The organism is Arthrobacter sp. Soil_C_49, assembly GCF_057656635.1.
The window spans coordinates 302,565-314,980 of sequence record NZ_JBDGJZ010000002.1; the positions used below are offsets into that span (position 1 = coordinate 302,565).

A 12,416-nucleotide genomic window follows, 5' to 3' on the forward strand; every position below is an offset into this window, starting at 1 on the left:
CAATTGCTCCTTTTGATGGATGTGTCGACTTGCTGGCAGAGAGCGCTCAGCTACTCCGAGAGTGCAACCACGGTTCCCCCGTAGTTGGGCAGCCCGCCAGTTGTTGACAGTCCCTCTTCCAGAGAGACAAAGCGGGTGAAGTATCCCTGTATGCCACGGCAGTTACCTCCCGTGCAGTCCGGTGCGGACGGGTCCAGGTCAGTCAGTCCTGGTCCACCGCCAAACTTGAACCCAGTGACCTGGAAAGCCAGGAATCCTGCGAGTGTGTATTTGGTCTTCTGCCCGTTTTGGACCGCGTTGGTAAAGATCGGAATCAGAATCGGCGAGTCCTTGATCGTTGCCGGCATATCCCGGCAGACGTTCGGGATGTCGTTGCCAGGATTGCTGCCAACTTCGCTATTCGCGATGTTGATGTTTGTCGAGCAGCCAGTGTCGGTGTCCAACCAGCCAAACCCGCCTGGTGCGTAACCGTTTTGAGCTGCACACCCCGGAAACGTTGGGACGTTTTGGTCGTAGCGCAAGAGAATGCGCGTAGGTAATGGATTTCCTGTGAATGTCCCCGTTGACTGCAGCTCGGTTAGCTGGCTTGAAGTCAGATAACTTTTGAAGACGCACATGCTGACGGTCCAGGGAAGCGTTGTCGCCGCCGACGGCGAGCCCCAGGAAGCTTCAGCTGCAGCCGTGATCGCGGCCGTGTCAATACCCATGACTCTTGCGAAGAACAGGGAGAAGTGATTGTTGCCGGTGTTTGCTTCACGGGCGTTTGTTTCGACCCTGACTGTATTGGCATTGGGCTGCGTGACTGAAAAGACGCCGGTCGAGCTGTCATTGGCGTTGGCGTCGGCGAGTCGGTTACCGGGGGCTGCCATAGCCGTGGTGCAATTCAGGCCCTTGGCACAATCGCCAGCAATGGCCAGGGCGGTCGCATCGGCCCCGTTTTGGATTTGGGCTTTTTCCGCATACATCGCCCCGACGTCCACGGCTATGGCTGCGCATCCAAGTACAGCCACCATGAGTATCGCCACAAGGATAGCCGCCGCGCCCTTTTCTGAACCGGGTCCTTTTGCTGACCCTATTGACGTGAAATGGGCAAACCTTTCTAACCGCCGCATCTCATTACCCCCACTCCTGTCATCGACAACGGGAAGATGCCGGATGCGCCGAAGAAGCCGGCATTGAGAAAGCCTGTCAACGAGGGCAAGGCCACCCTGGTCTGGACTTGAACGTTGGTAGTGGACGTGCAACTGCTGGCGTTGTCGGTTACAGTCACGCCCAGTCCTGACAGTGATGGCGCTGCTGCGAGAGTGGCGGCCTGGACGTCGAAGCCAGGTTCACCGTGATGTATAGCGGCGTAGCGTGCGCCCTCGCGTGCGGCTTGAGTGAGGGACACCTGGACGTTGAGAGCCCTGCCGAACTCTATGATTCCCAGGAGGATCAGCAGCAGCAGCGGGAGGACAATGGCCATCTCGACCGCTACGGCGCCTCTTTCCTTCCCTTTTTTCTTCATGGCCTCTCCCAGAGTGTCCCATCGAAAATTCGCGTATGTTTAGTGGCTGTGGCGGCGGCCCGAGGGGCCACCGCCACAGCGTGGCCGCTTCAGAGAGCGGCCGAAACAGAGGTAAAGAGTCCGGCGATTTGCGGGCCGAGAATGAGGACAGCAGCCATAACAAGGACTGCGATAAAGGCCACCATGATGCCGTATTCGACCATGGTTGCGCCCTTCTCATTCGAAGTGATGCGCGCCTGGACAGTGTGAAAAACGGCTGTGAGCGTAGCGGTTAGAGCGTTCATTTTCGTTCCTAACGAACAAGTTGCCGTGGAGAAGGGAGGCGAAGGGCGAGCCGAATGTGGCTCGTGCGCGCCCTCGCCTCCGTCCGGAGCTTAGAGAGCGGCAGACACGCTCGTGAACATGCCCTTGATCTGCGGGCCGAGGAGGAGTACGGCACCCATGACAACCACGGCGATAAAGGCGACCATGATGCCGTATTCAACCATCGTGGCGCCCTTTTCCTCGCGGGTGAAGCGATCCTTGACGCCGGCGATGAAAGCAGTCATTGAGACCATGAGAGAAGTCATTGTATTTTCCTTAATTCGGTGAAATTGGTTTCTTTGATTTCAACGAATTTCCAGCTGCCCCCATAATTCATTAGCGGCTGGACTTCGCTAAGAAGAGATTGTCATTTCCCCTCAAACGCAACAATGCGTAGTGGTACTCGACTTTTTCAGAAGGAGAAAAAGGTACGTACTTGAGGGGCAGGGGCAGTACTCAGAAAAGGTGAGCAGTACGTGGCCGCACTACTTGGACTGGGCACAGCACGGACAGGGACAACGGTCCAAAGCCCGGCTGAGGAAGCTACAGGAGGAAGAGGGCCACAGCCGAAGTTGCGAGCAGCATCGAAGGGCCGTGGGGCACCTCTGTCGCTTTATCCCGGCCTTTTCGGCTGAGAATCACCATTGTGAAGAGGCCGTTGAGGATGAAACCGAGGAGCCCGCCGTAGAGCAGTTGGCTCCAGCCTAGGTACCCCAGATAGAGGCCGACAGGCGCAGCAAGCTTCACATCGCCCATTCCGATGCCTCCTGGGGAAATTAGTCCCAAGATAAGGTAGCCGGCAAACAACATGAGGGCTCCCAGGGCGGCGCGCAGTAAAGCGTCAGCCTGGTTATCAAGCAGTCCCGGGGGTAAAAGCAACACAAGCCCCCCTGCCAGGAGGGCTAAGACAAGGGGATTGGGCAGCAGATGCAGCGTAATATCAATCCTCGCGAGTTGCACTCCCAGCACGGCCAAAAATAGGAACGCCGGCAGCGCGAATGTCGTTCCAAACCGAAGACTAAAAGCTGCACAAAGGAAAGCGCTAAGTCCCGCCGTCGTAACCCTTTGAGGGAAAGCGGGAAGGCCACCCAGCCTGGGAATGAACCTTGCGATGAGGAGTTCGGTGATGGGGGAGAGGGTCAATCCTGTGAGTCCGGCGGCAAGGACCAAAAGCCAGTCGGCATGGCTGTCATCACCCATTGCAAACACCGCGACCCCCTGTGTCCCTCGGGCCGGCGGGAGCTGAGACGCCGTCCGGCTACCCCATTTTGACCCTGAACCCCTTAACGCGCTAATCTTGGTAGTCGTTGTGCGTGTCCTATTCCGATGGTGCGTGCCCGCTTGAGAATCCGGTTGCAGGATAACTACTCAACGTGCACATTCGGAACCTCAGGATGACTGGTTACATAGAGCCCTCACCTCTGTTCCGGTAGCGCGCAGACAGTAGGTGCACGAGCTAGTGACACCTAAACAAGAACGCCAGAACAAGAACGAGGCAAACACCGTGCGTACGTACACCCCGAAGCCCGGCGATATCAACCGCCAGTGGCACGTCATTGACGCCACAGACGTTGTCCTTGGTCGTCTTGCAAGCCAGACCGCAATCCTGCTGCGCGGCAAGCACAAGGCCACCTTTGCATCCCACATGGACATGGGCGACTTCGTCATCATCATCAACGCTGAAAAGGTAGCCCTGACCGGCGCCAAACTGGAGCAGAAGCGTGCATACCGCCACTCCGGCTACCCGGGCGGCCTGACCTCCGTCAACTACGCGGAGCTGCTGGAATCCAACCCGGTCCGCGCCGTGGAGAAGGCCATCAAGGGCATGCTCCCGAAGAACTCCCTCGCTGCACAGCAGCTGGGCAAGCTGAAGGTGTACCGCGGTGCTGAGCACCCGCACGCCGCCCAGCAGCCCAAGACTTTCGAAATCACCCAGGTCGCCCAGTAGTCCTGGCCACCAAACAACTTATCTATACAAGGAGAATCGTGGCTCAGAACGAAGAGACCACCGAGGCCGTCGAGGCCGAGGAAACCCTGACCAGCTACACCTCTGAAAGCTCAGCTGCCGAAGCTGCGCCGAAGAAGGAGCGCCCGGCACTGACCGTGGCCGGCGCAGCAGTTGGCCGTCGCAAGGAAGCCGTTGCACGCGTTCGCGTTGTCCCGGGCTCCGGCAAGTGGACCATCAACGGCCGCGCGCTGGACAACTACTTCCCAAACAAGCTGCACCAGCAGGACGTCAACGAGCCCTTCAAGATCCTTGATCTCGAAGGCGCCTACGACGTCATCGCCCGTATCCACGGCGGCGGCATCTCCGGCCAGGCCGGCGCCCTGCGCCTCGGCATCGCCCGTTCGCTGAACGAGATCGACGTCGAGAACAACCGCGCCACGCTGAAGAAGGCCGGTTACCTGTCCCGCGACGCCCGTGTCATCGAGCGTAAGAAGGCCGGTCTCAAGAAGGCCCGCAAGGCTCAGCAGTACTCCAAGCGCTAAATCCGCTTGCACAGAAGCCCGTCCCGCCATTGGCGGGGCGGGCTTTTCTGTTTGCGTCGCTTGGCTTTGATTACAGGCTATTGCCTGACCACCGGGAGGCCCTGTGATCAAGCGACAAGCCGTTGAGGGAAGCGAGATCAGCAGCGCGCTAACTTCGATTCCTACGGGAGCAGTGTGTAGTACTCCGCGCTGCCGATCTGCTCGACCGGACAATTACTCCTAACCCAATCGACAATTTGCGCTGACTCGCCACGGCCTTCCAGCGTGAGCGGCGGTAGCTCCTGAATCACGAACGATGCCACCTTGCCCTCGTCCACCATGGCCTGGAACTCTTGCAGCGTCGGGAAAGGGTCTGTGCCATCAAAACCGCCCACAGGCAGCACGGATCGCCGGTTCTCCAGCTGATAGTTTGCAGCAGTCTCAGATCCCACCATCGCGGCTGACCACTCCGCCGAAGCTGGAGCAGCACGCAGCCGGGAAACAACCTCATCCTCCGGGATATCGCCGAACATTACCGCTATGAAGCTTGGCGGCACGTCAGAGCCCACTTGCTGGCGGTCAGGATGGTCTGTCCTAATGCCCAGAATGCTGGGCCCAGCCACAACGCCCGCGCCGATATGCGGGCTCAGTACTGTGTTCACAGACCAAATTATCGGGCCGACCATGAGCGCCACAGCAAGGATTCCTGTAGAGACGGACCGCAATATCTGCGTGGGTGGAGGAAGAAGCTGCAATGCTATTGCAACTGACCATAACCCCAGTGCAACGAGCGGGCCTGCAGGGAAATCGGCAGTTGACCGAGCCGCGGTGATAAAGCCGAGGACCATCGTCACCAGCAAAGTGCCAGCCAGCGCCCAACGGATAGAGCGGCGATCACGGAGCCGGTAAAAGTGAACGAGTGCTATCGCGGCGAGGCAGCTCAGCGGCGGGACAAGCGTCAACGAGTAGTAAGGGTGGACGATCCCCGACATGAAGGCGAGCACTGTGGCCGAGGTAAGGAACCAGACTCCAGAAAGAATGAGGAACGCCCGGTACTGCCTGCTGCCGCTGCGGCGCTTCAGGTGCCATACCGCAAGCACAAGCCCTGCGATAGCCAGGGGCAGAAACCACCCGAATTGGCCCGAGAATTGTGGCTGGAGGAAGCGCTGGAATCCCGGATCAAGTTTTTCGGCGAGATCGGTCGCGCTGGGAGACATGGTGCGGCTCGCGTCCTCACCGGTGAGTCGATCCAGGCCGTTGTATCCGAGTGTCAGCTCCACTGCGCTGTTGAAGCGGGAACCTCCTACAAAAGGCCGGTTGGAGGGGAGCGTCATCTGCACCAAGATGAACCACCAACCTCCCGCAACAGCTGCTGCCAACAGCGCACCCAGGAGGTGCAGCAGGCGCTTAACTATCGGGACAGTGGCAAACATCAGATAAGCGGAAGCGATCGCTGGCAGTAGCAGGGCTATTTGAAGCTGCTTCGTCAGGAGGGCTGCACCCGTGAGCAGACCGGACAGCATCAGCCATCGCATCCGGCCCCGGCGGATTGACTCCAACGCCCCGTAGGCAGCGCCGATCATCAGCAAAGTCAACAGAGCGTCGGGATTGTTGTAACGGAACATCACCGTGGCTACAGGGGTTACGGCCAGAGCTGCCGCGGCAAGGAAGCCAACAGTGAGGCTGACGTAGCGTCGAACCATCCGGAAGAGCAGATACACGCTGGCTACACCCATCAGTGCCTGGGGGACCAGGATGCTCCAAGGGCTAAGGCCAAAGGCCCAAACAGACGCAGACATCACCCAAATGCTGAGTGGAGGCTTGTCCACGCTGATTGCGTTTCCGGGGTCGGAAGACGCGAAGAAGAACGCCGTCCAATCTTGCGAGCCGGCCATTGCCGCAGCAGAGTAGTACGAATTCGCCCATCCGTTGCGGTCCAGTCCCCACGCGTACAGAAGGCTTGTTAGGGCTAAGAGTGCACAAAGGGCCCAGCGTTCCGCCCGCTGTCCACGAAAAACCCCGCGCCGCTCTGCCTGGGGCTGCGGCGCGGGTATTACTTCTGCTGAAGCCTCGGGAAAGTCCATCTGGCCGCCGGTCGCAGCCTTCAAGCGACCCTGGCCAGTTTGACGGCGGAATGAAGGGTTTGTGCCCCGCTCTCCGAACCGCTAACACGGAAGACCCAGATGCGCAACAGTACAAACCGCATGAGAGTCGCAAGAATATTGGCACCGGTGAGGGTCATGAGCTCCATCGTGGAAGAAGAATCAGGTGTCAGCGTATGTAACACCAAAAGCGAGGATGATGTGATCGACCAAGCCAGCGCAAACACAATAAGGCCTTGAAATTGCTGTGTGAAGAGCTTTTCCGGGCCGTTAATACCAAACGTAAAACGCCGGTTGGCAGCTGTGTTGCCGACAGCCGTCAAAAGAAGGGCTAGAAAGTTGGCCTGCTGAGCCCCGAACGGCCCTTGAAACAGTAGAAAAAGCAAAGCGAAGGCCATAGTCGATATGCCGCCGACCATGCCGAACCGAACGACCTGGCCAAAGAAACTGGGCCGGGAGGGAGTAACTATTGGCCGTCGGCCAAGCTCTGCATAAATGGCCTGAACGGGGATAGAACCCTTAACCAAGGATCCGGCGACACGAACTAATCCGCGAATGTCGTCGATGGCTGTCTGCCGGATGTCCACCCTGCTGTCAGGGTCATCCACCCAATCCACCGGTATCTCGTGAATCCGCAGGCCTGAACGTTCCGCGATGATCAGTAGTTCGGTGTCAAAGAACCAGCCATTGTCTTCGACATGGGGGAGCAAAGTTCTGGCTACGTCCGCGCGGATGGCCTTGAATCCGCACTGTGCGTCTGAGAAACGCACCTGCATGGTGCGCTTCAGTAAGAAGTTGTACGACCGCGAAATAAACTCTCGCTTTGGCCCGCGGCTGACGCGCGAACTTTGTCCCAGCCTGGTGCCGATGGAGATATCCGAGTGGCCTGACAACAGCGGAGCCACCAATGGCAGCAGGGCTGCCAGATCAGTCGAGAGGTCTACATCCAAATATGCCAGGACTTCGGCCTCTGACGCGCCCCATGCATCCCGGAGAGCATGCCCGCGCCCCTTGATCTCCAACCGCCGGTACTGAACGTTAGGTATGGTCTCAGCCAGACGAGTGGCAATCAGACGTGTGCTGTCCGTGCTGGCGTTGTCGGCGATGGTAATCTGCCACGACGCTGGCATTTCCAATTTCAGGTAATTCGCGAGCTCTACGATGCTCTTTTCGAGTACTGATTCCTCATTGAAAACCGGTACAACAATTTCAAGCGCCAGGCCCCCATGGCTAGGTTTCATGCTGTGTATGCTATAGACGCGTGCGGGCGGCCCGCCAGCGTTAAACGGGATCTTGGGCAATTACTGATGGAAAACTTGGGGAATCCTTGATGGAGTGGTTTTTTGCACTGCCAAGCCTTGCAGGCGCGGTCGGCGTAGTCATTATTCCGGGGCTACTTTTGGGATGGGCAGTGGGCCTACGGCAGGTGTGGTTGGTTTCGTTCGCACCTGTCCTGACAGCTTCGCTTGTGGCGGTATCCACTCTCGTCTGTTGGTGGTTGAAAGTCCGATGGGATATCGGCACATTCAGCATCGCCACCGTCTTGATAGCCGGGGTCCTCCTAGCGTTGGTCCATTCGATGAGAAAGCCGTGGGCGGCGGGTTTTGTGTGGACGCTGGAGCGGCGAACCGCAGGCACCGGATACTGGATCGCTCTCTTGACGGGCGGGCTGGTCCTCGCCGTACGCTATGCCCAGATTGTCGAGCGCCCAACGAACATCAATCAGGGCATCGATACACCGTTTCATGTGAACTTTGTTCAGCAGATTCTTGATTCCGGTGATGGATCGCCGTTTTCAGTGCAGGGATTGATGGGGGAATCATCCGGGTTCTATCCCCAGATCTGGCATGCAATGGCGGCGTTGACTGCGCAGGCTACATGGTTGCCCGTCGTTCCGGCCGCGAACGCCCTCAACTTCGCCATCGTTGCCGTCGCCTGGCCACTGGGTGTACTTCTTTTTGTCCATGTAGTTGTTGGGCCTAAGCTCGTTGCCCTGCTGGGGGCTGCGGTTGCCAGCGCCGGATTCTTCGCCTTCCCGTTCACAGTGATGCAAAGCCAGAAGAGTGATTTTGGGCCGCTCTTCCCCTATATGCTGGCGGTGACTTTCTTGCCGCCGCTGATTTCCGCGTTGGCGGCGGTATTGAAGTTTGGCAGGGTAACACCGATGCCATGGCCGTTGGCCACACTTACGCTCGCCATCGGACTTCCCGGGCTGGTCTGCACACATATGTCAGGCCTGGTGGCTCTCGTCGGACTTTCCTCCTTCTTTGCAGCCCTGGCCGCTATACGCTCGTTCACCGACCTCCGGCGACGCCGGTCAGATCCCTTTGGTTACCTGCAGTGGGCGGCGCTTTGGATTAGCGTGTTCGCAGCTGGCCTCCTGATTTGGGCTACAGTCCGTCCCTGGACTACCACTTGGGATCCGATCGACTCTCTTCCCGGCGCGGCCGGCAGCGTGCTTTTAGTAGCACCCACCCATGGAGGGGTGGCATGGGGCCTCGCAGCACTGACTCTGGCGGGCACAGTCCTGCTCATCTCCAGGCCCACAGAGCGATGGTTTCTCGCTTCATATGCTGGCGCCGTTGTCCTGTACCTCGTAGCGGCCGTGGTTCCAATCCCAGTGGCGCGGGAGATTATTATTGGGGCCTGGTACGGAGATCCGCCCCGGCTTGCTGCACTCCTACCCATGTTCTGGTCCGTATTTGTAGGTGCGGCTGGTGCTTGGATCTATGAGGGCCTGTCACGGTACCGGGCAAGGTGGGTGGTCCCGGTTGGCATCGCAGCACTGGCTGTCTCTGTGGTCATCTGGCCAACGAACTCAGAAACCACTCCCGGGCGGGAACGCACCTATGCCTTGGCGGACGCCTCTCCATTACTGAGACCCAATGAACTCGAATTGCTGAACCGCCTGAGTGCGCATGTGCCAGAGGATGCAGTAATCGCCAACAACCCTTGGGACGGTAGTTCCACCGCCTACGCCATTGCCGATCGTCGGGTGCTTTTTGCCCATGCCTATACGGGATCCAATGCCGATCGGCTCCTTGCAGCGAAGGAACTGAACCAAGCCCGTCCCAACTCGGAGGTCTGCGAGGCAGCAAAACGACAGAACGTGCAATTCCTCCTCGACTTCGGGGGGCATTACATTGATCCAAAGCGGAAGGAAGTCAATGACTTTCCAGGCCTGAAAGCCGCAGACAGCTCATCCGCCTTCATCAAGGTTGACCAGGAGGGCGATGCCGCACTGTACAGGTTTGTCGGGTGTGACTCCTAGATCAGACTGCTTTGCCCCATCCTCTAGACTTGACCGGTGTCTAGATTATTTGGAACTGATGGTGTCCGGGGGCTGGCGAACGGTCTGTTGACTGCGGAGCTTGCCATGCAGCTGGCCCAGGCGGCCGCCGTCGTGCTCGGCCATGACCGCAACTCCAACGGCTCCCGGCCACGCGCCGTGGTGGCCCGCGACCCCCGCGCCAGCGGCGAGTTCATCGCCGCTGCGGTGGAGGCAGGGCTCTCCAGCTCGGGTGTTGACGTCTACGACGCCGGTGTCCTCCCTACCCCCGCGGCGGCTTATCTGGTAGCGGATCTGGACGCAGACTTTGGCGTGATGATCTCCGCCTCGCACAACCCGGCGCCGGACAACGGCATCAAGTTCTTCGCCCGCGGCGGCCAGAAGCTCCCCGACGAGGTGGAAGACGCCATCGAGGCCCAGATGTCCAAGGAAGCCGTCCGCCCCGTGGGCGCCGACGTCGGCCGGATCCAGCGCTTCTCCGACGCCGAGGACCGCTACATCGTTCACCTCCTCCAGACACTGCCGCACAACCTCGAGGGACTCACTGTGGTCCTCGACTGCGCGCATGGCGCCGCGAGCGGTTGCTCGCCCCAGGTATTCAAGGACGCCGGCGCCAACGTTATTGTTATCGGTGCTGACCCCGACGGCCACAACATCAATGACGGCGTCGGCTCCACCCACCTCGGTCCCCTCAAGGAAGCAGTGGTCAAGTACCATGCTGACCTGGGAATCGCCCACGACGGCGACGCTGACCGCTGCCTCGCCGTGGACCACGAGGGCAACGAAGTGGACGGCGACCAGATCATGGCCATCCTCGCCCTGGCCCTCAAAGAGTCGGGCAAACTCAGGGACGACGTTCTCGTGGCCACGGTGATGAGCAACCTCGGCCTGAAGATCGCCCTCCGGGAAGCCGGCATCAGCATCCGGGAAACGGCCGTGGGGGACCGTTACGTCCTCGAGGAAATGCGCGACGGCGGCTTCAACCTCGGTGGCGAACAGTCCGGCCACGTCATTTTCGCAGACTACGCCACCACCGGCGACGGCGTCCTCACCGGTCTTCAGCTTGCCGCCCAGATCGCCCTGACCGGGAAGCCGCTGAAGGAACTCGCAACGGTGATGACCAAGCTCCCGCAGGTTCTGATCAACGTCAAGGGTGTGGACCGCACCAAGGTGCGCAGCAACGACGTCCTGGCCCAGGCCGTAGCATCCGCGGAAGCCGCACTGGGTGACACCGGCCGCGTCCTGCTCCGCCCGTCCGGCACTGAACCCGTGGTCCGCGTAATGGTGGAAGCAGCAGACGAAGAAACCGCGCAGTCCATCGCCGAGCACCTGGCCCAGGTGGTCCGGTCCGAACTGGCCCTCGAACTCATCAGCGAATAACCACAGCAAAGTGGCCCGCCTCCGAAAGGAAGCGGGCCACTGCTTTGTGCCAGTAAACGGTTAGCGCGTGCGCTCCTTCAGCGCATCCCGGATCTCCGTCAGCAGCGCGATCTGCGGGTCCTCGGCCGACTCCTTCTTCACGTCCTGGTTGATCCCCAGCCGCCGGTTCCGGCGCTCGATCATCAGGTTCATCGGCATCACCACCACGAAGTAGATGGCCGCGGAGATCAGCAGGAAGTTAACGATGGCCGTCAGCAGGACGCCGAACTCGATGGCGTTGCCGTTGAGCTCAACCTTGGCGAAGCTGTCGAAGTTGGGAGAGCCCACGATCGCGGCCACGAAGGGCATCAGCACCTTATTCACGAGCGCCGTCACCACCGCGCCAAAGGCAGTTCCGATCACGACGGCAACGGCAAGGTCAACAACGTTGCCCTTCATAATGAAGTTTTTGAATCCAGTCAGCATGGAAACCAACCTAGCGCACAGCCTTAGGGGTACCCCGGCGCCGCCTCCACGCCGAAGTACTCCTCCAGCGTGTTGATCCCGCGGTTCACCATGTCCGTGGCCGCCTCCACCCCGATGTACCGCAGGTGCCAGGGCTCGTAGTAATACCCCGTGATCGGGTGGAACATCCACGGATACCGCACTACAAAGCCGAACCGGTGCCCGTTCGCCTTCGCCCACACGGCCGCGGGCTGGTCTGCGAAGCACGGCTGGAAGCTGCATGCGCCGCCGCCGTCCGCAATGTCGAACGCCCAGCCCGTCTGGTGCTCGGAGTAGCCGGGCCGGGCGCTGGCCGTGTCGGCATCGGCCTGGCCCCGTGAGGCGACGTACCCGTTGTAGGTGGCCACCTGCGTCGTATAGGAGCGGTAGCCGCTCGCCAGGACCATGGCCACCCCTTCCTGCGCGGCTGCCGCGAACATCGCTTCGGCCGCGGCCGCCGTCGTCCTGTTCAGCAGCGCCGCTTCACCGGACGCGGTGGTCGCCACGGCGGGCTGGACCAAGTCAGCGGGCACGTAGTCCGCTGGCACCAGTGGCCGGTGCTTGTTGACCACCAGCCACGGACTCGCGGGGTCAGTGAGGGAGAACTGGCGCGGCAGCGCAGAGGAGGGCGACGGCGTGGGGGACGGTTCAGGAGGCGGGGGAGCCGCCGTGGTGCCCTCCGCCGTCGTGCGTGCCTCCGAGGCGGATGGTGACGCTGATGCAGCAGGGGAGGCCGACGACGGCGCTGCCCCCTTGGGTGCCGCAGACGTGCAGGCAGCCAGGACAGTAAGCCCTGCTCCCGCCGCGAGGAAGCGGGCGAAGCTGCGCCGGCTGGTCGCCGTCTCAGCCGGTCCGTCAGGGGCGCAGTCGTAGCACACCTGTG

Annotated in this window: 13 protein-coding genes; 4 read left to right on the forward strand and 9 right to left on the reverse strand. The window is 60.3% G+C overall.

Features of this window, described 5'->3' with window-relative positions; genetic code table 11:
- Window positions 1-50: 50 nt before the first annotated feature.
- The 5 genes from AC3A4Z_RS04815 to AC3A4Z_RS04835 all read right to left on the reverse strand — a co-directional run bounded on the left by AC3A4Z_RS04815 (window position 51) and on the right by AC3A4Z_RS04835 (window position 3,010).
- Window positions 51-1,112, reverse strand: a complete 1,062-nt coding sequence (locus tag AC3A4Z_RS04815; protein ID WP_498710430.1) for a pilus assembly protein TadG-related protein — start codon at window positions 1,110-1,112, stop codon at window positions 51-53.
- Window positions 1,100-1,507, reverse strand: coding sequence for a TadE/TadG family type IV pilus assembly protein (locus AC3A4Z_RS04820; RefSeq protein ID WP_498710432.1), 408 nt, complete (start codon window positions 1,505-1,507; stop codon window positions 1,100-1,102). Before AC3A4Z_RS04820 ends, AC3A4Z_RS04815 begins: the two co-directional genes overlap by 13 nt.
- An 89-nt stretch (window positions 1,508-1,596) precedes the next feature.
- On the reverse strand, window positions 1,597-1,791 hold the full coding sequence (locus tag AC3A4Z_RS04825) for a Flp family type IVb pilin (RefSeq protein WP_498710433.1): 195 nt from the start codon (window positions 1,789-1,791) through the stop codon (window positions 1,597-1,599).
- 90 nt (window positions 1,792-1,881) lie between these two features.
- Window positions 1,882-2,076, reverse strand: coding sequence for a Flp family type IVb pilin (locus tag AC3A4Z_RS04830; RefSeq protein WP_493969849.1), 195 nt, complete (start codon window positions 2,074-2,076; stop codon window positions 1,882-1,884).
- 277 nt (window positions 2,077-2,353) lie between these two features.
- Window positions 2,354-3,010 (reverse strand): prepilin peptidase, encoded by a 657-nt coding sequence (locus AC3A4Z_RS04835; RefSeq protein WP_498710435.1) that lies wholly within the window; start codon window positions 3,008-3,010, stop codon window positions 2,354-2,356.
- Window positions 3,011-3,314: 304 nt separating this feature from the next.
- Between AC3A4Z_RS04835 and rplM the strand changes: the two genes are divergently transcribed.
- Both rplM and rpsI read left to right on the forward strand, forming a co-directional pair.
- Window positions 3,315-3,758, forward strand: a complete 444-nt coding sequence (gene rplM, locus AC3A4Z_RS04840; protein WP_015937805.1) for a 50S ribosomal protein L13 — start codon at window positions 3,315-3,317, stop codon at window positions 3,756-3,758.
- Between the two features lie 38 nt (window positions 3,759-3,796).
- Complete coding sequence (gene rpsI, locus AC3A4Z_RS04845) at window positions 3,797-4,300, forward strand: 30S ribosomal protein S9 (RefSeq protein ID WP_050054349.1); 504 nt, start codon at window positions 3,797-3,799, stop codon at window positions 4,298-4,300.
- Between the two features lie 161 nt (window positions 4,301-4,461).
- Here the strand turns inward: rpsI and AC3A4Z_RS04850 are convergent, their stop codons facing one another.
- Window positions 4,462-6,387: a glycosyltransferase family 39 protein gene (locus AC3A4Z_RS04850; RefSeq protein ID WP_498710436.1), complete on the reverse strand. Its 1,926-nt coding sequence runs from the start codon at window positions 6,385-6,387 to the stop codon at window positions 4,462-4,464.
- Complete coding sequence (locus AC3A4Z_RS04855) at window positions 6,384-7,622, reverse strand: glycosyltransferase (protein ID WP_498710438.1); 1,239 nt, start codon at window positions 7,620-7,622, stop codon at window positions 6,384-6,386. Before AC3A4Z_RS04855 ends, AC3A4Z_RS04850 begins: the two co-directional genes overlap by 4 nt.
- Window positions 7,623-7,711: 89 nt before the next feature.
- Between AC3A4Z_RS04855 and AC3A4Z_RS04860 the strand changes: the two genes are divergently transcribed.
- A complete protein-coding gene (locus AC3A4Z_RS04860) occupies window positions 7,712-9,652 on the forward strand; it encodes a DUF6541 family protein (protein ID WP_498710439.1) in 1,941 nt (646 codons plus the stop codon).
- Between the two features lie 36 nt (window positions 9,653-9,688).
- On the forward strand, window positions 9,689-11,050 hold the full coding sequence (gene glmM, locus AC3A4Z_RS04865; protein WP_498710440.1) for a phosphoglucosamine mutase: 1,362 nt from the start codon (window positions 9,689-9,691) through the stop codon (window positions 11,048-11,050).
- A 60-nt stretch (window positions 11,051-11,110) separates the two neighbouring features.
- Here glmM and mscL read toward each other — a convergent pair whose 3' ends face one another.
- Both mscL and AC3A4Z_RS04875 read right to left on the reverse strand, forming a co-directional pair.
- On the reverse strand, window positions 11,111-11,515 hold the full coding sequence (gene mscL, locus AC3A4Z_RS04870) for a large conductance mechanosensitive channel protein MscL (RefSeq protein ID WP_050054353.1): 405 nt from the start codon (window positions 11,513-11,515) through the stop codon (window positions 11,111-11,113).
- 23 nt (window positions 11,516-11,538) lie between these two features.
- On the reverse strand, window positions 11,539-12,411 hold the full coding sequence (locus tag AC3A4Z_RS04875) for a M15 family metallopeptidase (protein ID WP_498710442.1): 873 nt from the start codon (window positions 12,409-12,411) through the stop codon (window positions 11,539-11,541).
- Window positions 12,412-12,416 lie beyond the last annotated feature (5 nt).